The organism is Dermatophilaceae bacterium Sec6.4 (assembly GCA_039636865.1).
Taxonomy (GTDB): domain Bacteria; phylum Actinomycetota; class Actinomycetes; order Actinomycetales; family Dermatophilaceae; genus Allobranchiibius.
Window position 1 is genome coordinate 1,659,088 of the sequence record CP144172.1, and the last position, 23,031, is coordinate 1,682,118.

Genomic DNA, 23,031 nt, shown 5'->3' on the forward strand with positions numbered 1-23,031 from the left:
GGTGATCGTGTGTCTGCTGGCTGGCGCCATTTAGCGAGGGGTGGTGAGTAGTTCCGTGAAAACAATTTCCGTGGAGATTAACTACGTGGTGTTCATGTGTGATGGCAACCTTGCAAGATCCCCGTCAGCTGAGTTTATCTCGCGTCATCGTGCGGGGGAGGGGTCGCCTTGGTCATTCACCAGCTGCGGAGCCCGGGCTGTGCGTAGTGACCGGGTGATGACTGACGTCGCAAACGCGTTGGGCGAACTGGGCGTACCGTCCGCTGGGTTCCACTCGCGACAGGCGACGACGTCGATCCTGCGTGAGGCGACGTTGATCCTGACGGCGGACGCCCGTCAGAACGCTTGGATCGTCGAGGAGACACCGGGGTTGTTCCGCCGCACCTACCTCATCCGGCAGGCAGCCCGGCTCCTCAGTGATCTCCCTGGTGGTGCTGACCCGGTCGCTTTTCTCGAACGAGTGAAGGATCGACCCCGCCCTGACGACGACATAGATGACCCTTACCGGAAAGGCCCGGAGGCCGCGCGGCGGGCCGTGCGCGAGATCGACGAGGCACTCGCCATCATCCTGCCGGCAATCGGAGCTACAGGTTCCGCGCACTCGGGATAGCGCTCGAAGCTCGGACACCTCGTCCCGATGTCAGCGCGGTCACGCACAATGGCGGCGTGAAAGCGTTGCTCCTGGAAAATATTCACCCCTTTGCTGTATCGATGCTGCAGGAATCGGGGATCGAGGTCGAGACCCGATCCGGCGCCCTCGACGAAGATGAGCTGATCACGGCGTTGGAGGGCGTCGACCTGCTGGGCGTGCGCTCCAAGACCGAGGTCACCGAGCGCGTCTTGCGGTCCGCGCCGCACCTACAGGCCGTAGGCGCGTTCTGCATCGGTACCAACCAGGTCGCCCTGCAGGTGGCTGCCGAGCGTGGGGTGGTGGTGTTCAACGCGCCGTTCTCCAACACCCGCAGTGTTGTCGAATTGGTTATCGGCGAGATCATCGCGATGGCCCGGCGGTTGACCGAGAAGGACACCGACCTGCACGCCGGCGTCTGGAACAAGGACGCCACCGGATCCCACGAGATCCGAGGCCGCGCGATCGGCATCGTCGGCTACGGCAACATCGGAAGCCAGCTGTCCGTAGTGGCTGAGATGCTCGGCCTGCGGGTGTTCTTCTACGACACCGAAGACAAGCTTGCGCTCGGCAACGCGCACCGTTGCGAATCGTTGGACGAGCTTCTCGACGTTGCAGAGGTCGTCACGTTGCACGTGGACGGTCGATCCGGCAACGCCGGATTCTTCGGTGCCGAACAGTTCGAACGGATGCGCCCGCGCGCCCTGTTCCTCAACCTCTCGCGCGGGTTCGTCGTCGACTACGAGGCCCTACGTGAGCGGCTGATGAGCGGTCACATCGCCGGTGCGGCCGTCGACGTGTTTCCCAAAGAACCCAAAGTCAAGGGCGAGCCGTTCGTCTCTCCGCTGCAGGGCATCCCCAACGTCATCCTTACTCCGCACGTTGGCGGCTCCACCCAGGAGGCCCAGGAAGATATCGGCCGGTTCGTTGCGACGAAGCTGCGCGATTTCGTCCAGCTCGGCACCACCACGCTGAACGTCAACCTGCCCGCGCTGACCCCGGCACCAGCCTCGGGCGGACGCCGCGTCACCCACCTCCACGTCAACATTCCCGGCGTGCTCGCCAAGGTGAACAGCGTCCTGGCTACCCACGGGGTCAACATTGAGGGCCAGACCCTCGCGACGTCCGGCGACAACGGATACGTGGTCACCGATGTGAAAGACATCCCCGACGCTGCAGTACGCGAGTTGACCGACCTCCCCGAGACCATCCGGCTGCGGGTCCTTTGACAAACCCGCACACGGCAACGGCGGTCAGCACCCTGGGACCGGGTGCTGACCGCCGCTTCATTCCGGTTGTGTGTCAGTAGACGTCGAAGGCGTCCAGCTCGGTGTAGAACGTGAGCTTGGTGAAGGTGATCGTGCTGGTGCCTGCGGGTAGGCGCACCGGGTAGTAGCGGGTTGACCAGTTGTCCCAGGTGGTGTTGGGGAACACCACGTCGGCGCGTTGGCGTCCGTTGACGCTGACCGTGTCGGTCGAGGACACCGCATACCCGCTGTTGTCCAGCGAGCCGTTGCCGTAGCGGATGCCGATCAGTGCCTGGCCGGCGTGCGCGCGGGTAACGGTGATCGTGACGAAACTGTCGGGGTGGTCCAAGCCGCCCACTTTCGCCCCACCGGACGCGCTGGGGTCTTGAACGACCCTCGCGTCGGTGATGGCGCCGGCCTCGGCGTCATACCGCGTGGGGGTGATCCCCGCCGGCGGTTGCGTCGGGGTGGTGTCGGGCAGCTTGTAGGTGCGGTAAACATCCACGGCGTCGATCTCTGCGTATTAGCTTCGCCCGCGGTTCCGCCGCGGTCGTCGTGTCTTGGCGCCACACGTGCCCACCCCGGTGCAGCGGCACTGGCAGGCCCCAACCTCCAGGGCCATCGGTCCCCCCACCGGTCGTACGCAAGCCGCCGGGTCGAGGTGGTCGAGGGCCACGCCCTGAAACCCACACCCGTGGCACACCAGTCATTCAACTCAACTTCTCGGCACGCGAACACAGTCCGCCCGGGTTCCAGGCGTTATCTGAGCACCTCCACCCCAGCTCATCAAGTCCGGCGAGCGTGTTCAGATGAAGGTGCGAATAGGGAGCGTCGGGCCTGTCGAGGCTTTCTGGATGGCTGGCGCAGGAATCTCCATATCTGGGATAAATCGACATGTGCCCACCGACCGAAGCCCCAGCTCGATTTACACCCTCGATTGTAAAGCCCCGCTTCGAGAGTCGAGTCGGTCCTGCACCTGTACCTTTACACGAGAATTTAGTTGTGGTGTTATCGTAAGCTGGCGAAACATGAGGGTCTCGATACAACGAATAGGTCCTTTCACCACCGTTCAGCTGGTGAAAGAACCTATTCGTCGTTTTACGTGGAAGTTCCGATTTACTCAGGGATCAGCACCAAAAATTCTGCGTAAGCGCATACCCCTGCAGGTTTCGGGTCTTGCGAGGTCTTACTTGCAGTACGACACGGTGACGTACCCGTCGGTCCCGGCGCCACCCTTCGTTCCGGTGGGGCCGCCAGTGCCGAACGTTGATCCTGATGCGAAGGACGTGCTTGACTGACCGCCACCACCCGCACGTGAGTACTGGTTTTCGGCGTCTTTGCCGCCGACTGTCTCGAACGTCTCGGTGGGTAACCCGCCAGCACCACCCTGTTTGTCGCCGCCGCCGCCGCCACCACCGCCAAAGGTTCCGGTGGTCAACTGGGACTTTGGGCCGTCCCGCCCGTCCGTACCATTGCCGGACTGATTGGTGTTGCCGGTTTGTCCACCGCCGTAACCAGAATCACTGGGCCCGGCGGGGTCTGCGGTCCCACCGTTCGCGCCAACGCTGGTGTTGTCACCACCGCCACCGCCACCGGTGCTGCCACCACCAGATCCACCGCCGCCACCACCAGCGACCAGCGTCCCCGTCTGAGAGCCAGTGATCGTTAGCTTGGTGCTTCCGCCGCCACCGCCGCCACCATCAGTACTTTTGGTTTTGTTGGTATCTGCTCCCACTGCTCCAGACCCACCTTTAGTGAACCCGTTCCCGCCGGATCCCCCGGCGCCATTCAACGTGCCTTTTCCCCCGCCGCGCCCGTAAACCGGGACCAACGTCAGAGCGCTAGTGGTGATCGGACCTGCCAAGGTCAATGTCACCTGTCCGCCCGCGCCCCCAGCGGCACCGTTACCGGTGTCGTTTCCGCTATCGGCTCCAGACGCGCCGCCACTGGCGCCGTACACGTTGATCACGACGGTGGTCGCACCCACCGGAATTTGGTCGATCGCATCGTTAGGTTTGTACTTTTTCGTAAACGTCTTACAGACGCTGGCCGAAGCTGTCGCTAGGACGCCACCGACCGCGATCACGGGCACTGACCACGCGACGCCGGTCGCGACGGTGCGTCGAGTAACGCCGAGCGCATTTGACTCGTGATTTGGCTCACGGTCTGTTCCTGGTGTAGTCACGAGCCGAAGAGTACACGAAGAAACCGGCGTAGCTAATGGTTCAACCATACGGTTGGCCGCTGGCGTTTGCGGGGCGATCAGGGCAGCTGGGCGCTGAGATCGAGGTGCATGCCTGCGGGTTGTGGGTTGTCAGGGATCGCCATCGTCGTGCAGCTCCTGGCGTGCGGTGACCAGTCCCTCGCGGGAGCTGACGCGAGGGACTGGTGTGCGTCACTTCAGAAGCACCCTCGATTTGTGAGTTCAGGGTGTGGCGAAGTTTCCTAGGTGCAGCGGCTCGATATCCCTCAATACGCTCAGATGCCGCTGGACCAGCTCTTGCAGTCCCGCGGACCTGGCCAGTGCCAGGCCCGCGGGACTGCACGCCGCACAACACAAAACTCGGATCATCGAATATTGCTGAGGTCGTGGGCGACGTGCGGTGGTCGTGCATCTACGAGAGTGCCTTCGTGATGGTGAAATCGGGGCTTTAAAACGTCCGATTTCGCAGCACGTCGAATTGATACGCGCTCGCGCCACCCAACCAAACGGTGGATCGAGGCTTAGCGCGGTGGCGATTTGGTTGCAGCCTGCGAGGCATCTGGTCGGATCGTGTCGATGACCTCAACGCTTCTGCTCCGCTGGTGTCAGTTTGCCAGCCTTACGTGCGTCTCTTTCGATGGGGCTTCATCACGGGATCTTGTTTCGGGTGCCCGGTGCTCGACGCTCAACGTGAAGTCCCTGGGCATCAGGGTCAGCCGTTCGGCGATCCGCAATTTGTAATCCGGGTCGGGGGTCAGGTCGTAGCGGTGCACGAGGCGGGCCAGCGCGAGCACGGACTCGTGCAGCGCGAACTGCCGCCCGATGCACGCCCGGTCGCCGACCCCGAACGGCAGATAGGTGTGCGCGGGGCGCGCCCTGATTTGCTCGGGTAGAAACCGGTCGGGGTCGTAGGCCTCGGCGTTCTCGCCCCACACCTTTGGGTCGCGGTGCACTGCGGTCAGCATCACCAGCACCCAGTCACCCGGGTGCATCGTCCACTGGCCGCCGATCGTCTCGGAGCTCTCGCGTGGCCCGCGGGCGAAACCTGGAGCCGTCGGCCACAGCCTCAGCGCCTCGTCCAGGCACCGACGGATGTACCGGAACTTCGGCACCTGCTCGAAGGTGGGCACGGCATCCGGGTCGGCCCCGAGGATCGCGTCGGCCTCTTGCTGCGCGAGGCGCATCACCTGCGGATCGCGCGTCATGTAGTACAGCGCGAACGACAACGCTCCCGAGGTGGTCTCGTGCCCCGCGACCAGGAATGTGTTGATCTGGTAACGGACGTTGGTCAGATCCAGCTTCTCCCCGGTGTCCGGGTGCGCAGAGTTCAACATCAGCCCCAGCAGGTCACCGGTGCTGGTGTCGCCCTGCGCTCGCCGGGCTTCGATGATCTCGTCCAGCATCGTATTGACGTAGGCGCGGCGCTCGTCGTAGAGCTTCTTCCCGCGCAGTAACAGCAACCGCCCACCCGGCACCGCCGACAGGAACCCCCGTTGCTGGCCACCGGCAAGCGCGGTGATCATGGCCGTTACGAAGGGGTGCTGCTCGGTGCTGGTGAACGATCCGAAGTCGGTGCTGAACGAGGTACGCCCGATCGTCTCCAGCGTCATCTTCGTTAGTGCGGGGGAGACCGCCACCGGCCCGCCGTCGCGGTCCCAGGACGCGATCAGCTCCGAGCACACTTCGTTCATCGTGTCGTGGTAGCCGCGCATCGAGCCCCGGGTGAACGCCGGAAGCAGCAGGTCGTGCGCCAGCGCCCAGTTCGGTTCGTCGCTGAACGCGGTGAAGAGGCCGTCACCGGCAACGTCGCGCAGCGCCTCCACGCCGGGGGCGAGGGTCTTCTGAAAGCGGCTCTCATCGCTCAGTTCAGCGGTCAGCGCCGCATCGGTGGTGAGCACGAACTTGCGGCTGAACGTGCGGATCTCGAACAACGGCCCCTGGTCCTTGGCCAGCTTCAGCATCTGCTGCACCGGCCCGCCACCCTCGGTGCGCATTACCGTCGGAATGTCACCCACCACGGGTCGCCGCCCGGGCGGGTGCGGGAGCTCGGTGTGGGCGAAGTTCCGGTGGGCCGGGGTCCTGCGTAGGCGGGTCCGCATGGCGCCACTGTATTCCAGGTCACACAACAGGTGTAGTGCCAGCGGCACCGCGTCCGGCGCAGAGTGAGGGGCGGCCGTCACTCACTGGGCGACCAACGCAGGACGGGCCTTGAACCGCGACCCCACCCGTTGCGCCAGTCGATGAGATGGGGCCTCACAGATGCGCCCGAACGCCTCCGCCACCAGAAGGCTGACCGGTAGGGCAAAGAACAGCACCAAAGCAGCTTTACTGGTCGCGCACAGCAGGTAGGCCACGGTGACCACAATCGGCTCATGCCCATGGCGGGGGTGAGTATGTGGTTGAGGGTGGTGTGCCAGCGCGCGGCGAGGAGGAGGTCGACGGTGGCGAGGTCGTCAGACCCGGTCAGGACGCTCCGGTTGGAGCAGCAGGGGCGGCCTCTTCTGGCGAAGCATCGTGATTTCAATACCGCGTTCCAGCTGTGGTTCTGAGGGCACAGCCACCATATTTGCGGTCGGATCCGGCGGTGACCATGTCGGGGATGTCGCGAGGGTCGTTGCGGGCCGAGTCCCATTCAGCCACGAGGTGCGGGTATTCCTCGGCGACTCATCCGCGGGGCGTGGTGTGTTGGTTGCGTGATTGGGTGCTTGTCAAGCACCCAATCGTGGACCAGTCCCGGTCGGAGGGCTGATTTTGGCGAACATTTACTAAACGACCGACTGGTGCCCACCATACGTGCCCGCGTAGGCATTTCCAGTAATACTTTCCGTTGGCCCCGGCGTGCACCTGGTTCGTGCTCAGGCCGTCACTGAGCGTGGACATCCGCATGGCCGCTGCGGTGGGGCAGATCACGTCCAGGGTGTTTACTTCCATGGATCGGTATTGTTCCCGCGCACTGGCGAAATCCCCTATTAGTCAGGGCGCGAGCGTTGATCTCTGTGACCCATTCAAACCCGCAGAGGTGACATTGCCACCACGCCCCGCGCGTGCTGCCAGCCCTGACCATTGAGGGTCTCAGGTCCCCGTTGACGGTGGGATGCCACTCATCGGCTAACGGCGGACGGATCGTCGCGAGGTCATCAAACCCAGGCAGAGCGGTACGTCCGGTGCAGACTGGGCACCCCTTGCCACTACTTGGACGGTCCTTGGGGGAAGCGCGCCAGGTATGACCAAGAAAACATTGTCACGATATTTTAAGAATCGACCCAAATGTGAAATAGGCGGATGTCAAATAACCATTGCGTGGGATTTGCCACTGACTCGTCAGGCGAGGAAACTGCGCACCTAACCGGTTAGTTGCGGCCACGTTTCGTAACCTCTTTTAAATCGGGGACTACAACGAGGAGTAGGCGCGGCGGCATATTTTATTAAGCCTTGATGCTCGCACCGGTAGCTTGCCACAAAAAATCGCCGGCACTTACTAATGGAAAGACGCTAAGAATCACGAGGGCCGAACCGCAGTTACTGTAACGGAGCGTGATTCATCAAAATAATGGGTTGGGCGCTACCGAGTAGCGCCCAACCCACAATACTCTACGCTCACGAATAGTCTTCCCGGCAACGGGATATCAACTGTTCTGATACCGGGTAACAGTTCCCCAGCGTGCATTTGTTATTTGGCTGTTGGAGCTGCCCCGCAGTACATGACGGTGACTGTGGCGCCATTGCCGTTGCCGTTGGTTTCAGTAGGTGATTTCTTTGATGGCGTGCTGGAACCGATGTTCCCAGGAACAGTGGATTTCGTTTCACCGGCGCCGCTCGTGGGGTTGCCCTTGCCGTTGCCGCCCGCCGCATTCAACTGGCCCAGGAAGACACCATTGCCAGTGACGGTGACGACCGTTTCTCCGCCGCCGCCGCCGGCAGCGCCTCCGGTGCCCTTCGTTCCGCCTGCGGCTAGACCGAAGGAGAACCCGAGGTCTTGGGTGGTGGGCCCGGAGACGGTGAAGGTTTCTACCCCGACTCGTCCAGTGGCCGGAGTACTTCCCTTGGCGCCGCCACTAGCTCCTATCACGGTCACGATGACTCCCGTGGCGCCCTTGGGGATTGTGACCGTCTGATCGGTCGTGTACACGGTCGTGGTGGTGACACACGCGCTCGCAGCGAACGCGGGGATAGTGCTGCCGATGGCCAGAACGGGAACGGACCACGCGATACCTTTTGCGACGGAGCGCCGACTGGTGCCCTGCGGTACAGCGCCGGCGGTATCAGCGTCAGCTGCTAGTTGAGTGTTCATGGACAGAAAATACCACCGTCCTCTCACTACCACTAATTTCTACACAAAGTCTTCAGATAGTCCAGCCAGGAAGGGTGCCCCCAATCTGAGAGACTCCTATGAGACGTGGGATCCGGCCGGAAATCAGGATCGGACAACGACAGAAAACTGGATCCGTAGAGTCCATCGAGTCGACTAGCAGCTGGTGAGCGACGATGTGGCCGGGGTGGCTGGCCCGCGTGAGGGTCGGGCGAAGCGGCGCATGTTGACGGCGAACTACAAGCGGGCGATGGTGGTGGATTACGACGCGGGCCGAAGGTGTCCAAGGGTGGGGTCCTGCGGCGGGAGCGTTTGTATGACTCCCACGTGCAGGAATGGCGGGCTGCGGCTGGTACTGGCACGCTGGATGGCCTGGAGCGGCGGGTCATCCGATTGGAGGCCGAGCTTGGTGCGAAGGGCGGTGTCATCGCTCGACGGGATGAGGCGTTGGACGTGCTGGGAAAGGGTGTCGCGTTCTTGGAAGCTCTGTCCGGGAAGAACGCGCGATGAGCCGGGCTGTGTATCTGCCTGGCAGACCGAGACCGTTGGTGACCTCGCCGCACTCCTGGGTGTGGTGACCGCATGCGAGCTGGTGGGCCGTTCGCGTCCACACATCACCGCCATGCCGACCCCAGGCCGCGGATGCTTGTACCGACGTGCAACGTGAGGGTCGCTTCTACAGCTGGACCCTCACGATGTGCCGGTTGCTGACCGCCGCGGTAATGCTCGGAGAACGTCGCCGCTGTGGCCGCGTCCGGCGCAGCCGCTACCCCCGACCGTTAAACTCGAACCTGCCCGTTGCGCCACCATATTCAGCCGATGCAGTCGATACGGAGTTCCTTCGCCCGTGGCTTCACCACACCTCGTGACCGAAGACCACCCCCGCTCAGGCGGGTCGTCCCCCGAACGGCAGCGTGACCTGCGCAGGTGGGCCACCACGTACGCGCTACTGACCGTGGCCGCGGCGGATGACCATGCTGCCTGCGCCCGCTGGAGCAGCGAAGACGAGCATCAGGCAGCCCGGCGCGCAGAACTACGCGGCATCCTCGAACAGCTGACCCGCGCCCGCGACCTGCCCGCGTTCTACGCAGCCGTGCAGGCGTGGAGCGTCCGGCCGGGCCCCTTCGGGCAGTTCGAGTCCGTGGTCACCAGCTGGCTCGGTCAGTTGATCGAGCATTACGACGGTCGCGAGCGCGACCTGGCCGATCTGCTCGTCGAGGTCTGCCAGACGCCACCCACTGAGGAACAGGCCGCACAGCAGATCGACGCGCTGGAGGACGCGGTCCGCGCGCACGGACAGTCCACCGGCCCGATCTTGACGATGCTGTCGTGTTTCTGGAGCACGGACGGGCACGTCCAGCTGCCCTGGTCCCCGGCCTGGCCGCCGGCGGTGTCCTCGTTCCTGACGCTGGGCTGGATGGGTCGGCACATGTCTCATTCCGAGCGGTACATCGCCTTTGCCCGCCTGTGTCGCGAATTCGCTCCGCAGGACCCGCGCTCGGTGGCCCGGATGATGACCTACCTCGACGTCGCCGCCCCGTTCGTCGGGATCGGTGCCGGACTGCCGCAGATCTGCGAAGAGGCCGCCGAGCTCGCCGCCCGCCACGACCCCATCCGGGGGTACGCCGAGCCCGAGCAGGAGGCCCGGGCGGCCGGACTGGCGGGCCAGCTGCGCGGCGCTGCGACGATACTGACCCGATCGCTGCACCACCAGCTGGAAGACGCGACCGGGCTGCGGTTGCGCGAGACGAACCTGCAGACCCGGATCGGCGCCACCCGCGATGCCCCGTTCCGCGCCGACCTGCACGCCACCTGGTCACTTCCGGGTGGCCCGGGCACGCCTGCGCTGCGTGTGTGGGTGACCCGCTGCGGAGTCGCCGCCGGGCTGCACGCCGGGTGGGACACCCACGGAGCCGGCCACCCAGACGACCGTCAGCACCGGATGGCCGCCGCCGTCAGCCGGCACCTCAGCGGCGACCTGCAGTTCCTGGCGATCGACACCGGCGCGGCCGGTGACCGGGTCGCTGCCGCGGGGCGCTCCTACCCCGGCGGGGAGATCTTCGTCGGCCGATGGTGGAAGCACCCCGAAGCCCTGAGCAGCGCCGACGTGCAGGAGCAGATCCTGGCCACCGCCCGCCAGCTCGCGCCTCTCGTCAACGTGCTCGCCGGAAACGACCCGGTGCCCACCGGGCCGGCCGACCTGGACCTGCTCACCCGGTTGGAACAGTTCCGCGCCCAACGGCCCTACCCGACCGACCGCGACATCTGGCACCAGGACCAACGCCGCGCGCAGGCCGCGCAGCTGGACCCCGAAGGGCTCGAGGCGTTCGACCTGCCCGCGCTACGCCGGCTGATCACCGGCCGGGCCTACGGGCGGGTGGGCCACCACTCGGTCCTGCAGGCGGCGCTGAACAGCCTGGACGCACCGGGGCTGGACCGTCTCGCCGGTGCGCTGGGCGACCTGCTGTGGGGGCAGGGCAGCGACGCCGAACGCATCGACCGGGCGCTCGCCGACCCGCCCGTGCCCGGCCTGGGCGAGCCGATCGTGATGAAGCTGATGGCGATCGCCCACCCCGACCGCTATCTGCCCGTCTACGCCCTCGGCGGGCCGGACGGCAAGGTCGCGATGGCCCGCGCGCTCGGCGTGCAGTTGCCCGACGCCTCGGCGATGACGCGCGGTCGCCTGCATATCGCGATCTCGGACCGGTTGCGCGCCCGGCTGGAACCGCTGCTACCCGGCGACCCGTGGGGTCAGGTGCAGTTCACCCGGTGGCTGCTGCAGCGCGGCCGGTTTACCGCCGACCCCGAGCGCGACCTCATCGCGGAGACCGCGGCCGAACTGCTGGTCGATGAAGACTTCCTGCGCGAGGTGCAAGCCCTGCTGGCTGACAAGAAGCAGGTCGTGTTCTACGGACCGCCCGGGACGGGCAAGACCTTCCTCGCGCAACGGTTGGCCGCCGCCCTGCAGCCGGACGCCGCCAAACGTGCCGTGGTGCAGTTCCACCCCTCCACTTCCTACGAGGACTTCTTCGAAGGATTCCGACCGCGGCTGGACGCCGCCGGGCAGATGGTCTACGAGCTGCGCAAAGGCCCGCTGGCGCTGTTGGCGGAGTCGGCCGAGAACGACCCGACCACCCCGCACGTGCTGGTGATCGACGAGATCAACCGGGCCAACCTGCCGCGGGTGTTCGGGGAGTTGCTCTACCTGTTGGAGTACCGCTCCAGCAGCGTGCTCACCACCTACCGGCCGGACGAGGGCTTCGAACTGCCGCCGAATCTGCTGTTCATCGGCACGATGAACACCGCAGACCGCTCGATCGCGCTGGTCGACGCGGCGCTGCGCCGACGCTTCCACTTCATCCCGTTCATGCCGCACGAAGGCCCGATGGAGGGCCTGCTCGGTCGCTGGTTGGCCGCCCACGGTGGGCCGCAATGGGTCGCCGAACTGGTCGACCGGGTCAACGACGAGCTACGGCACGCGCTCCGCGGCCCGCACCTGCAGATCGGCCACAGCCACTTCATGTCCGACCGGCTGGACGACGCGGCGCTGCGCCGGATCTGGGACTACAGCATCTATCCGTTCATCGAAGATCAGTTCTACGGGCGCGATGAACTGCTGCGCACCTTCACCTGGGCGGCCGTGCTGGAGCGCTACGGTCCGAAACCATCTGCGTCTGCGACGACAGTGCCACCGATCACCGCGGCACTCTGAGGGCGCGGCCGTCGCCATGCGCACCGTCACCCTCACCGAACACGGCATCAGCGACCCGTTCACGCTGGGCACCGCCGACCGTGAGGCGTTGCTGGAACTGCCCCCGGGGCGCCTGGAGGTACACGCGACCCCCGATCCCGGGCAGGTACGGGTGCGGGCGACCTCCTGGGTGGGAGCGGTCCACCTGCCCGAGGTGACGATCCGGATCACGCCGCGCGCGGGGATGGCGAACCTGTTCACGATGTTCTCGGCCGGAATCCCGGCCGGCACGTTGTCCCAGGACGACGTCGGGTGGGCCGGGCATCGCGAGCTGGTCGACGGGGTGGCGGCGTTCCTGCTGGCGGCGATCGAGGACTGTACGCGGCGCGGACTGCTGCACGGGTACGTCCACCGCGAAGAACAACTGCAGGTCATCCGCGGCCGGCTGCTGGTCAACGAACTCGCGGTACGCCCGTGGAGCGCGGCCAACCCGCCGTGCGGATACGACGATTTCACCATCGACGTTCCCGAGAACCGGGCGCTGGCCGATGCAGTGACCCGCGTGCTGCGGTGGCCGGGCTTACCGGCGGGCCTGCGGCGGGACGCGCTGCGGCTGGCGGCCCGCTTCGACGGGGTCACTCCCGGCGCACCCGATGATCCCCGCAGCGCAGTCACGATCACCCGCCTGAACGCGCACTACGAGGCGGCGCTGGACATTGCCGCGCAGGCCACAGCGGGGATGACGATCTCGCACGAAGAGGGTGAACACCGGGCGCGCGCGTTCCTGATCGACCTGGAACAGCAGTTCCGCAGGTGGCTGGGAGCAGAGTTGCGGGCCCGGTTGTGGCCCACGTTCGAGGTGCTCGAACAACCCAGGTACACCCTCGACCACGACGGACGGCTGCCGGTACGACCGGATCTGCTGATCACCCGCGCAGACCGGCCCGTGCTGGTCGTGCAGACCCGGCACCGGTTGCGGGCCGATGCGCACTCAACCCTCGGAGATCTGTCGGTCGGGGGCAGGTATCCCGTGCTGATGCATGCTGCCGCTCTGCGCACCCCGGCCGCTCTGCTGATCTATGCCAATGACGATGCCGACGCCGATGAGGTGCCGGCGGCCGAAGTGCTGATCCGGGGGACCGGGACCCGGCTGCTGTCGGTTCCGCTGTCGATGGCGGGTGCTGCCCAGGTGCTGGAGGCCCAACTGGACGAGATGGCAGACCTGGTGCGCGCTCTCAGCGGATCCGCGCAGGTCGGGAACCGGATGCCGACGCGAGGCGTCGCAGCTACACGTTGATCCCGCATTCAGGGATCATTCAGTGTTCGTTGTGAAAGCGCCGGACAGCAGACCGGTCGTCGGCGAGAATGTCGGCACCAGGAGAGGGGAGTACCTCGATGAATCTCGTTATTCGCGCGAGCACCGTCACGGCCGCAGCAGCCGGCCTGATGATCGGGCTCAGCGCCTGTGGGCCGCAAGCCCCCGGCGTCGCGCAACCCACCGCCGTACCGTCGTTGCAGGTGTCGACGTCCACATCGCCATCCACGTCGCCGTCCACCACTGCTGACCCGGGCACGTCGAGTTCGTCCTCGCCGGGTTCATCGCCGTCGGTGACCACCCCGAGTGGCTCCAGTTCGGCGAGCAACGTGTGCTCCAGTTCAACACCGGGAATCGGCCCGACCCCCAGCGCTGACACCCCGTCGCGCGCCTACGGATCGACGGCCGTCATCAAGAAGAACGATTCGCAGGTGAGGGTCGGTATCAAGGTGGAGGCACCTCGCGTGGTGACCGGGGGGAGTTTCCCGGCCCGCCCCGGCACCACATTGGTCGGCGTGCAGATCACCGCGAACCTGCTCTCAGGCGCCAGCGCCTTCATCGGGTCGACGACCTTCTCGATGTCCGACGAGCAGGGCAACCTGTGCCGCAGGTCCTACCTGAACGGATTGTCCAGCGACCAGACGTGGCGCGGGTCCAGCTTGGGCTCGAGCACCACCTCCGCAACCGGCAGCCTGGTCTACGAGGTGCCCTCCGGGCAGGACCTCACCAAGCTGGTGGTCGCCTACAACGGGCAGTTCCGCACCACGGCAACCGTCAAGTGGAACAGCTGAGCGCTGCCCGTCGCCCGACGCGTCGCCCCGGCGGCGATCGAGCACCCTGTGTCATCCCCGCGAACGGCATACGTCGTGATGACTCTCACCATGAGATCGTGGACCCCTACATCGATGGAGGATTGATGCGCCGACCAACTACCGGCTACCGCCTGGCAACGTGTGCTGCCGTGCTGACCGTTGCGGGCTCGCTCGCAGCGTGCGGACCCGAGAGCGCGCCCGGGGTGCAGGCGCCCCCAGCGGTGTCCGCAACTGCGTCGAGCTCAGCGAGTGGCGGCAGCTCGACCAGCGGGGGCGGGAGCAGCTCCAGTGGCGGCAGTTCCTCGGGTGCAACCGGCGCCGACGCAGGGCAGTGCTCTGCAGCAGGCACGAACTACGGCCCGCAGTACTCCACCACCGTGGCGCTGAAGTCGTTCGGCACGGCAGCAACCATCAACGACCAGTACGACCGTAAGATCGAGGTGTCTGCGCAGGCGCCCCGCGTGGTGTCCTCCCCGGCGGAGAGAGCGCCCGACGACGGCTACGAATATGTGGCCATCGACGTGCGGGCCAGTCTGCTCAAGGGTTCGTCGTTCTACTTCAGTTACATCAGCTTCTCGCTGTTCGACCCGGCCCGGACCGCCTGCGCCGCAAAGAGCTTCTCCAATGTGATCCCCAGCTCCCAGCAGCTGAACGGGGTCTCGATGAGTGACACGGTGAAGGAGGGGTCGGGCACCTTGATCTTCCAGGTCAAGGCCGGTTCGGATCTCAAGCAGCTGACGCTGCTCTTCTCCTCGACCAGCTCGGGCGCTGCGACCGCCGGGTGGAAGAGCTGAACACGGGCCGGCGCGCCCCGGGCCTGCTCCTGAGTGAGGGCGATGTGGCCCGCCGCGCCGGGCTGCGGCAGATGCGCCTGGTGGCCCTGAGTCTGCTGCTCTTCGCGGCGGTGGTCTTCGTGCTGACCCACGGGGCGGGCGGCGCCTGGGCCTACGTGAACGCGACGGCCGAGGCGGCGATGGTCGGCGCCGTGGCGGACTGGTTCGCCGTGACCGCTCTCTTCCGGCACCCGCTGGGGCTGCCGATACCGCACACCGCGATCATTCCCGAGCGCAAGGACGCCATCGGGGCCAGCCTGGAAGAGTTCGTCGCGGACAACTTCCTGACGCCGGACACGGTGCAGGAACGGCTGGCCGCGGCCCAGATCCCGCTACGGGTGGGTCGGTGGCTCGCCGTGCCGGAGAACAGTCGGCGCGTCGTGCGGACCGCCGCGCCGTTGGTGGCCCGCGGGCTGGAATCCATCGACGACCGCGAAGTGCTGGATCTGCTGGACCGGCTGGTACTGCCACGGCTGAGCCAAGAGCCCATCGCACCGATCGCGGGACACCTGCTGGAAGGGATCCTGCGGGACAAGTCGCATACCTCGCTGGTCGATCTGGGGGTGCGCGAGATCCACGACTGGGTGGCCGCCAACCCCGAAGCGATCGTGGACATCCTCAATGCACGTGCGCCCTGGTGGTCCCCGAAATGGTTGGACGACACGGTGACCACGCGCCTACACCTGGAGATGCTGCGCTTCCTGGCCGATGTACGCGATGATCCCCAGCACCAGACCCGGGAAGCGCTGGACAACCTGTTGCGCCAGCTCGCGGACAACCTGCAGCACGACGAGGCGACGATGGCTCAGGCCGAGTCGCTGAAAGCGCACCTGCTGACCCACCCGTCCGTGCCCGATGTGGTGCTGGCCCTGTGGAACTCGGTGCGCACGGCGGTACTGGACGGGTTGCGCGACGAAGAGAGCGACCTGCATGCGCGGCTGTCGCGGGCCCTGATCGACGCGGGGGAGCGGGTAAGCACCGACGACGACCTGCGTACGTCGCTGCAGAACCGGCTGGAGAGCATGGTCGGCTACATCGTCACCACCTACGGTCGGGAGTTGACCTCGGTCATCACCACGACCATCGAGCGGTGGGACGGCAAAGAGGCCGCGACCCGCATCGAGTTGCACGTCGGGCGCGACCTGCAGTTCATCCGCATCAACGGCACCCTGGTCGGCGGTCTCGTGGGGTTGCTGATCTACACGGTCGCCCAGCTGCTCTGAGGCTGCCAACCAGTGAGACTGTCGTCCGCATCGTGAGATGAACGGATTACCGCAGGATGTTCTGCCATAACATCCTGTTCTAGGTCATGAGTGCCAGCGTTAAGCCCCGGTTTGCTGGCCGGCAACCCTCCTCCGCGGTGGGGTGCCCCGGGTGAAGACCTGGCCGGTGGGCGCAGATCGCCTGCAGGCAAGCGCGGATCGTGGGCTACCCCGCAATCCGCTGCATCATCGATGCAGCGCGAGCTGCTCGATGTCGCCCCGCGATGAAAGGCAGCCTCATGACCGACACCCCCGCCTGGTCCTTCGAAACCCGCCAGATCCACGCCGGCCAGGAGCCGGACGCCGCGACCACCTCGCGCGCCCTGCCGATCTACCAGACGACGTCCTACGTCTTCCCCAGCACCGAGCGCGCAGCGAAGCTCTTCGGGCTGGAAGAGTTCGGCAACATCTACACCCGGCTGATGAACCCCACGACCGATGTCGTGGAGCAGCGGATCGCCAACCTCGAAGGCGGAGTGGGCGCGTTGATGGTCGCGTCCGGCCAGGCCGCCGAAACGCTCGCGATCCTGAACATCGCCGAGGCCGGTGACCACATCGTGGCCAGCCCGTGCCTGTACGGCGGCACCTACAACCTGCTGAAGCACACGCTGCCCAAGTACGGCATCGACGTCACGTTCGTGGAAGACACCAAGGACCCGGAGAGCTGGCGCGCAGCCGCCCAACCGAACACCAAGCTGTTCTACGGGGAGACGATCTCCAACCCCAAGGTGGAGATCCTGGATATCGAGGCCGTCTCGAACGTCGCGCATGAGCTCGGGGTGCCGCTGATCGTGGACAACACGATCGGTACGCCCTACGTACTGCGCCCGATCGAGCACGGCGCCGACATCGTGCTGCACTCGGCCACCAAGTACCTGGGCGGTCACGGTACGTCGATCGCCGGCGTCATCGTCGACAGCGGCAACTTCGACTTCGGCGCCGACCCGGAGAAGTTCCCCAACTACAACACGCCCGAGGAGAGCTACCACGGGCTGGTCTACGCCCGCGACCTCGGCGTCGGCAGCCCGCTGGGTGCCAACCTCGCGTTCATCCTCAAGGCTCGCGTGCAGGGTCTGCGCGACCTCGGATCCTCGGTGTCACCGTTCAACGCGTTCCTGATCTCCCAGGGCATCGAGACGCTCAGCCTGCGGATGGACCGGCACCTGGAGAACACCAAGGCCGTCGCCGAGTGGCTGCACGAGCATGAGCAGGTGGAGTCGGTGCGGTGGGCCTCGTTGCCGGACAGCGACTTCTACGAGCTGGCGCAGAAGTACACCCCGCGCGGGTCCGGCGCCGTGCTCGCCTTCGAGATCGCCGGCGGTGTCGAGGCGGGCAAGAAGTTCGTCGAGGCGCTGGTGCTGCACAGCCATGTCGCCAATATCGGTGACGTGCGCTCGCTGGTGATCCACCCGGCGTCCACCACCCACTCCCAGGGCAGCGACGAGGACCGGCTGCTCGCCGGAGTCACCCCCGGGCTGGTGCGCCTGGCGGTCGGTATCGAGCACATCGACGACATCATCGCCGACCTCGAGCAGGGGTTCGCCGCCGCGAAGTAGCCGCCCTAGTCCCGCCCAGTTTCCCGCCACTCGACCGGCGAGGCGTCGTAAATTTCCCGACACTCGGAGTGCTTTGCGACACTCGACCGGCGAGTGGGGGCGGGCGCCGACTGATCGGCACGGAATGTCGCACCGGTGGGCGTCGTTGGCTACTTCTGTGCGTATCTTTTGTGCCCTGCGACCACCGGCTGCGGAGGTGGACCGACTCGATGACTTCCTGGACGTACGACGTGATGCCGGTCCGTTCAGCTGGACCGACGCGCAGCAGTACCACCTGACGCTCGCGTTCCTGCCCGATGTGGCGGAGTACCAGATCGACGACCTGGTCGAGCAGACCGGTGCCGCGGCGGCCCGCAGGACACCGTTCGATCTCTGCCTCGGCGGGGGAGGCGCCTTCCCCGACCCGGCCCGCGCCAAAGTGCTGTGGGTCGGGCTGCGGCAGGACGAGGACGCCGCCGGCGAGTTGGACGCGCTCGCTGCCGGCGTGCGTGGATCCGCCGCGCACAGCGGCTCCGAGGTCGACGGGCAGCGGTTCCGACCGCACATCACGGTTGCCCGCACCGGGCGCCCGACCCCGGTGGACCGGTGGATCCGGGTGCTGGACACCTTCAGCGGTGCGTTGTGGACGGCGGATGAAGTCGAGGTCGTGCGTTCGCATCTCGGTGAAGGTCCACGCGGACGTCCGCGCCACGAGGTCATCGCCAGGCTACAGATCGGCCACTCGCCACCCGCGGCGCAGCAGTGACGCGCGGACCCGACGGGGCACCGGTCCATGGGTCGCGGACCGCGCGGGACAATGGGGCTGAATCCGCCATGACCTCATCCCCCCGCCGTTCCCGTCCGCCTCGCCGTCGACCGCGTACGCCGTCGACCAGCCGGGCCCCGCGCTTCGACGACGCCGCCCAGCAACGACGGCGCGAGTCGCTGCCCACCATCGAATACCCGCCACAGCTTCCGGTCGTGGCCGAGCGGGAACGCATCCGTGACGCCATCGCAGCCCACCAGGTCGTGATCCTCGCGGGGGAGACCGGGTCGGGCAAGACCACCCAGCTGCCGAAGATCCTGCTGGAGATGGGTCGCGGTATCTCCGCCGTCATCGGCCACACCCAGCCTCGACGGATCGCGGCGCGCTCGGTGGCCGATCGGATCGCCGAGGAGTTGAAGGTGCCGCTCGGCGGCGTCATCGGCTACCAGGTGCGATTCGCCGACCATTCCGGCGTGGACACGCTGGTGAAGGTGATGACCGACGGCATTCTGCTGGCCGAATTCCGCCGGGACCGCGACCTGCGACGCTACGACACCCTGATCATTGACGAGGCCCACGAGCGGTCACTGAACATCGACTTCATCCTCGGCTACCTCAAACAACTGCTGCCACGCCGACCGGACCTGAAGGTCATCGTCACCTCCGCGACCATCGACCCGGGCCGGTTCGCCGCGCACTTCGCCGCGCACGGGGTGCCCGCACCGGTGATCGAGGTCTCCGGTCGCACCTTCCCGGTCGAGGTGCGCTACCGACCGCTCGTGGAAGAGATCCCCGGCAAGTCCGGGCCGCAGCTCGTCGATGTCGATCAGACCACCGGCATCGTGCGCGCGGTGGAGGAACTGTGGAGCGAACCGGTCTCCGACGGGGGACCGCAGGACATCCTGGTCTTCTGCTCCGGCGAGCGGGAGATCCGCGATGCCGCCGAGGCGCTGGACGCCCTGCAGCTGCCGGGCACCACGACGCTGCCGCTCTATGCCCGGCTCTCGGCGGCTGAACAGCACCGCGTGTTCGGTTCGCACGGCGGACGACGGATCGTCATCTCCACCAACGTCGCCGAGACCTCGCTCACCGTGCCGGGCATCCGGTACGTCGTGGACTCCGGCACCGCGCGCATCTCGCGTTACAGCCAGCGCACCAAGGTGCAGCGGCTGCCCATCGAGCCGGTCTCACAGGCCAGCGCCCGCCAACGCTCCGGTCGGTGCGGGCGGGTGGCCGACGGAATCTGCATCCGCCTTTACTCCGAGGAGGACTTCGAGGCCCGTCCGGAGTTCACCGACCCGGAGATCCTGCGCACGAACCTGGCCTCGGTCATCCTGCAGATGGCGTCGCTCGATCTGGGCGACATCGCCAAGTTCCCGTTCGTCGAGCCACCGGATTCGCGGCAGATCAGCGACGGGTTGCGCCTGCTGGAAGAACTGCAGGCCATCGAGCTGCCGGGACGGCAGGGCACCAACGGCGCGACCCGACTCACCCCGGCCGGCCGCGCGATCAGCGGGTTACCCACCGATCCGCGGCTGGCCCGGATGCTGCTGGCCGCCGGCGAGAACGGAGCGCTCGCCGAGGTGCTCGTCATCGTGGCGGCGTTGGCCATTCAGGACCCGCGGGAGAGGCCCGCCGAGAAGAAGCCGCAGGCCGACCAGTCGCATGCCCGGTTCAAGCATGAGACAAGTGATTTCCTGTCGCTGGTCAACCTCTGGAACTACCTGCGTGAGCAGCAGAAAGCATTGTCCGGCAGCGCCTTTCGACGGATGTGTCAGCGCGAATACCTGCACTACCTGCGGGTACGTGAATGGCAGGACCTGCACACGCAACTACGCGAGGCGTGCAAGCAGCAGGGGCTGCATCGCGCGCACAGCCCGGCGGGGGAGGACGCCGTGCATCAGGCGATGCTCACCGGCTTGCTGTCGCATGTCGGATTGCGCGACCGCGAGCGTCGGGACTTCCTGGGTGCCCGGGGTATCCGGTTCGTGGTTCAGCCGGGGTCCGCGTTGTTCCGCAAACCGCCCGACTGGGTGATGTCGGCCGAGTTGGTCGAGACCAGCAGGCTCTGGGCGCGCACCAATGCCGCCGTCGACCCCTCATGGGTGGAGGAGGCGGCCGCACACCTCGTCAAGCGCAGCTACGCCGAGCCGCACTGGGAGCGGCGCCGCGGCAGCGTGGTCGCGGCGCAGCGGGTCACCTTGTACGGCCTGTCGCTGGCGGCGGATCGCAAGGTGGACTACGGCTCGATCGATCCGGTCATGTCCCGGGACGTGTTCATCCGGTCCGCACTGGTCGAGGGCGACTGGGACAGCAGGCACGCCTTCGTCGAGCGCAACCGGCAGACGCTGGCCCGGCTGCGGGATCTGGAGGCGCGCACCCGGCGCCGTGACGTGGTGGTGGACGACGAGACCGTCTACGCGTTCTACGATGCACGACTGCCCGAGACCATTGTGTCTGCAGCACATTTCGACGCCTGGTGGAAGAAGCAGCAGCGCGCGAGCGGCAACCTGCTGACGATGACCGAGGACGATCTGAGGGGCGAAGACGCCGACGAGATCGACCTGGAGGAATACCCGCGCACCTGGTCCAGTGGCGAGCTGGACCTGCGGCTGAGCTACCGCTTCGATCCCGGTTCCGGTGATGACGGGGTGACCGTGCACGTTCCCGTCGAGCAGCTGAACCAGGTGCAGCAGGACGGTTTCGACTGGCTGGTGCCCGGCGTCCGGGGTGAACTGGCGACCGCCCTGATCCGCTCGCTGCCCAAGGCGACCCGTCGCAATTTCGTGCCTGCGCCGGATGTCGCCGCGCGTGCGCTGCCGCTGCTGGATCCCACGCGTGGGTCGATCACCTCCGAATTGAGTGCCGCGCTGCAGCAGCTGACCGGCGTGCGGGTGCCGCCCGAACAGTGGGACTGGGCCAAAGTTCCTGCCCACCTCAAGGCCACCTTCCGGGTCGAGGACTCCCGCCGGCGCGCGCTGTCGCACGGCGGCGATCTCGGCGCGCTGCGTGATCAGCTGTCGGTGCGGGTGCAGTCGGTGATGTCGCGGGTGGGCAGCGACCTGGAACGGACCGGGCTGAGCTCATGGGACCCGGCGAGCATGCCGGAGGATCTACCCGCGGAGCTGACGGAGCAGATCGGCAAACGCACCGTGCAGGGCTACCCCGCGCTGGTCGACGACGGGGAATCGGTGAGTCTGCGGGTGCTACCCAGTGCCGCTGAGCGGGATGCCTGCCACCCGGCCGGCATCCGCCGGCTGCTGCTGCTGCAACTGGACGTGCCGTGGTCGCGCCTGCTGGGAATGTTGAGCAACACCCAGCGTCTCTCGCTCGGTTGGGGCCCGCACGCCGACCAGCGCGACATGCTTGCCGACGTGCTGGCCGCGGCGGTGGATTCGATTGCCTTCGGGACTGCCGCCAGGACTCCGGTGCGTACCCGCACCCAGTTCGAGGATCTGCTGCGCGAAGTACGACAGCAGGCGGCCGCCCGGGTGTTGCAGATCGTCGAGCTGCTGGTGCCGGTGCTGACCCACTCACGCGAGGTCACGCTGGCGTTGGACGCGACGGACCGGGTGTCGGTGGCCCACCTGATCGCCGACGTACGCACACAGCACACCGCGCTGATCTACCCCGGCTTCGTCACGGCCACCGGTGCCGCGCGGATGCGCGACCTGGACCGCTATCTACGCGGGATGCTCGAGCGCCTCGAACGCGCGCCGGACGACATCGCGCGCGACAACGAGCGGATCGAGCAGGTGCACGCCGTGGAGAAAGATCTGCGCCGGCTGGTCGAGGCGCTGCCACCGCACCGGCGCGGTGACGCCGCCGTCCGGGCGTTGTCCTGGCAGGTGCAGGAGCTTCGGGTGAGCCTGTTCGCGCAACGTCTCGGCACGGCCGGCTCGATCTCGGTGCAGCGCATCCGCAAGGCGATGGACAAGGTCAGGGCCACCCCCGCGACCTGAGATGCTGGACGGTATGAGCACCTTGTTCGAGAAGATCATCGATGGTCTGGTCCCCGGTCACTTCGTCTGGCAGGACTCGCTGTGCGTGGCCTTCCTGTCGATCGATCCGCAGACCGACGGCCATACCCTCGTCGTGCCCAGGACGCCCGTCGACCAGTGGCTCGACGCCGACGAGGAGCTGATGGCGCACCTGATGAAGGTCGCGGGGATCATCGGTCGGGCGCAACGCACCGAATGGCATTCGGGGCGGGTCGGGCTGGTCGTCGAGGGTTTCCTGGTGCCGCACCTGCACATCCACGTCTTCCCGGTGAACTCACCCGATGACTTCGATCAGCGCAACGTGACGCATGGTCAGGATCAAGGCGTTCTGGGTCGTAATGCGGATCGGCTGCGGGCCCGACTGCGGTCCGACGGACACACCGACGTCGTGCCGGACTGAGCGGGGGGAATCCAGGATGCTCGGCAGAC

The 23,031-nt window shown here is 66.4% G+C and carries 18 protein-coding genes and 1 riboswitch; of the genes, 12 read left to right on the top strand and 6 right to left on the bottom strand.

Features of this window, described 5'->3' with window-relative positions:
• Nucleotides 1-94: 94 nt before the first annotated feature.
• Together V3G39_08085 and serA are read left to right on the top strand one after the other, a co-directional pair.
• Complete coding sequence (locus V3G39_08085; GenBank protein ID XAS78205.1) at nt 95-610, top strand: hypothetical protein; 516 nt, start codon at nt 95-97, stop codon at nt 608-610.
• 56 nt (nt 611-666) lie between these two features.
• The gene (gene serA / locus V3G39_08090) at nt 667-1,857 is read left to right on the top strand and encodes a phosphoglycerate dehydrogenase (GenBank protein XAS77978.1); all 1,191 of its coding nucleotides are present in this window, start codon (nt 667-669) and stop codon (nt 1,855-1,857) included.
• Between the two features lie 73 nt (nt 1,858-1,930).
• Here the strand turns inward: serA and V3G39_08095 are convergent, their stop codons facing one another.
• From V3G39_08095 to V3G39_08115, 5 genes are all read right to left on the bottom strand, one after another.
• Nucleotides 1,931-2,380 (bottom strand): CBM35 domain-containing protein, encoded by a 450-nt coding sequence (locus V3G39_08095; GenBank protein XAS77979.1) that lies wholly within the window; start codon nt 2,378-2,380, stop codon nt 1,931-1,933.
• 681 nt (nt 2,381-3,061) lie between these two features.
• Complete coding sequence (locus V3G39_08100; protein ID XAS77980.1) at nt 3,062-3,610, bottom strand: hypothetical protein; 549 nt, start codon at nt 3,608-3,610, stop codon at nt 3,062-3,064.
• A 1,073-nt stretch (nt 3,611-4,683) separates the two neighbouring features.
• Complete coding sequence (locus V3G39_08105) at nt 4,684-6,177, bottom strand: cytochrome P450 (GenBank protein XAS77981.1); 1,494 nt, start codon at nt 6,175-6,177, stop codon at nt 4,684-4,686.
• 81 nt (nt 6,178-6,258) lie between these two features.
• Nucleotides 6,259-6,432 (bottom strand): hypothetical protein, encoded by a 174-nt coding sequence (locus V3G39_08110; protein XAS77982.1) that lies wholly within the window; start codon nt 6,430-6,432, stop codon nt 6,259-6,261.
• A 1,316-nt stretch (nt 6,433-7,748) separates the two neighbouring features.
• Nucleotides 7,749-8,369, bottom strand: a complete 621-nt coding sequence (locus tag V3G39_08115) for a hypothetical protein (protein XAS77983.1) — start codon at nt 8,367-8,369, stop codon at nt 7,749-7,751.
• Nucleotides 8,370-8,666: 297 nt separating this feature from the next.
• On the opposite strand from V3G39_08115, the gene V3G39_08120 reads away from it, so the two are divergent.
• The 3 genes from V3G39_08120 to V3G39_08130 all read left to right on the top strand — a co-directional run bounded on the left by V3G39_08120 (nt 8,667) and on the right by V3G39_08130 (nt 13,375).
• Nucleotides 8,667-8,897, top strand: a complete 231-nt coding sequence (locus V3G39_08120; GenBank protein XAS77984.1) for a hypothetical protein — start codon at nt 8,667-8,669, stop codon at nt 8,895-8,897.
• Nucleotides 8,898-9,234: 337 nt separating this feature from the next.
• Nucleotides 9,235-12,099 (top strand): AAA family ATPase, encoded by a 2,865-nt coding sequence (locus V3G39_08125; GenBank protein XAS77985.1) that lies wholly within the window; start codon nt 9,235-9,237, stop codon nt 12,097-12,099.
• Nucleotides 12,100-12,115: 16 nt separating this feature from the next.
• Complete coding sequence (locus V3G39_08130; protein ID XAS77986.1) at nt 12,116-13,375, top strand: hypothetical protein; 1,260 nt, start codon at nt 12,116-12,118, stop codon at nt 13,373-13,375.
• Nucleotides 13,376-13,394: 19 nt separating this feature from the next.
• Here V3G39_08130 and V3G39_08135 read toward each other — a convergent pair whose 3' ends face one another.
• A complete protein-coding gene (locus tag V3G39_08135) occupies nt 13,395-13,772 on the bottom strand; it encodes a hypothetical protein (GenBank protein XAS77987.1) in 378 nt (125 codons plus the stop codon).
• Nucleotides 13,773-13,824: 52 nt separating this feature from the next.
• Here V3G39_08135 and V3G39_08140 point away from each other — a divergent pair, with 52 nt between their 5' ends.
• The 7 genes from V3G39_08140 (at nt 13,825) to V3G39_08170 (ending at nt 23,002) form a co-directional block, all read left to right on the top strand.
• Nucleotides 13,825-14,184: a hypothetical protein gene (locus V3G39_08140; GenBank protein ID XAS77988.1), complete on the top strand. Its 360-nt coding sequence runs from the start codon at nt 13,825-13,827 to the stop codon at nt 14,182-14,184.
• A 125-nt stretch (nt 14,185-14,309) separates the two neighbouring features.
• Complete coding sequence (locus V3G39_08145; protein ID XAS77989.1) at nt 14,310-14,999, top strand: hypothetical protein; 690 nt, start codon at nt 14,310-14,312, stop codon at nt 14,997-14,999.
• A complete protein-coding gene (locus tag V3G39_08150; GenBank protein XAS77990.1) occupies nt 14,987-16,261 on the top strand; it encodes a DUF445 domain-containing protein in 1,275 nt (424 codons plus the stop codon). The genes V3G39_08145 and V3G39_08150 overlap by 13 nt, the downstream gene beginning before the upstream one ends.
• A gap of 82 nt (nt 16,262-16,343) precedes the next feature.
• Nucleotides 16,344-16,461, top strand: a riboswitch (SAM riboswitch).
• Nucleotides 16,462-16,539: 78 nt separating this feature from the next.
• The gene (locus tag V3G39_08155) at nt 16,540-17,856 is read left to right on the top strand and encodes a bifunctional o-acetylhomoserine/o-acetylserine sulfhydrylase (protein ID XAS77991.1); all 1,317 of its coding nucleotides are present in this window, start codon (nt 16,540-16,542) and stop codon (nt 17,854-17,856) included.
• A gap of 124 nt (nt 17,857-17,980) precedes the next feature.
• Nucleotides 17,981-18,601, top strand: a complete 621-nt coding sequence (gene thpR, locus V3G39_08160; GenBank protein XAS77992.1) for an RNA 2',3'-cyclic phosphodiesterase — start codon at nt 17,981-17,983, stop codon at nt 18,599-18,601.
• 68 nt (nt 18,602-18,669) lie between these two features.
• The gene (hrpA, locus tag V3G39_08165; protein ID XAS77993.1) at nt 18,670-22,563 is read left to right on the top strand and encodes an ATP-dependent RNA helicase HrpA; all 3,894 of its coding nucleotides are present in this window, start codon (nt 18,670-18,672) and stop codon (nt 22,561-22,563) included.
• A 13-nt stretch (nt 22,564-22,576) separates the two neighbouring features.
• Entirely contained in the window at nt 22,577-23,002 is a 426-nt protein-coding gene (locus tag V3G39_08170) for an HIT family protein (GenBank protein ID XAS77994.1), read from the top strand.
• The last annotated feature ends 29 nt before the right edge of the window (nt 23,003-23,031 follow it).

Excerpts from the sequence above, each read along its gene's own strand:
- thpR (XAS77992.1), top strand. The coding sequence starts at position 17,981 with ATGTCGCACCGGTGGGCGTCGTTGGCTACTTCTGTGCGTATCTTTTGT.
- V3G39_08170 (XAS77994.1), top strand. The coding sequence starts at position 22,577 with ATGAGCACCTTGTTCGAGAAGATCATCGATGGTCTGGTCCCCGGTCAC.
- V3G39_08130 (XAS77986.1), top strand. The coding sequence starts at position 12,116 with ATGCGCACCGTCACCCTCACCGAACACGGCATCAGCGACCCGTTCACG.
- V3G39_08155 (XAS77991.1), top strand. The coding sequence starts at position 16,540 with ATGACCGACACCCCCGCCTGGTCCTTCGAAACCCGCCAGATCCACGCC.
- V3G39_08085 (XAS78205.1), top strand. The coding sequence starts at position 95 with ATGTGTGATGGCAACCTTGCAAGATCCCCGTCAGCTGAGTTTATCTCG.
- V3G39_08115 (XAS77983.1), bottom strand. The coding sequence starts at position 8,369 with ATGAACACTCAACTAGCAGCTGACGCTGATACCGCCGGCGCTGTACCG.
- V3G39_08145 (XAS77989.1), top strand. The coding sequence starts at position 14,310 with ATGCGCCGACCAACTACCGGCTACCGCCTGGCAACGTGTGCTGCCGTG.
- hrpA (XAS77993.1), top strand. The coding sequence starts at position 18,670 with ATGACCTCATCCCCCCGCCGTTCCCGTCCGCCTCGCCGTCGACCGCGT.
- V3G39_08105 (XAS77981.1), bottom strand. The coding sequence starts at position 6,177 with ATGCGGACCCGCCTACGCAGGACCCCGGCCCACCGGAACTTCGCCCAC.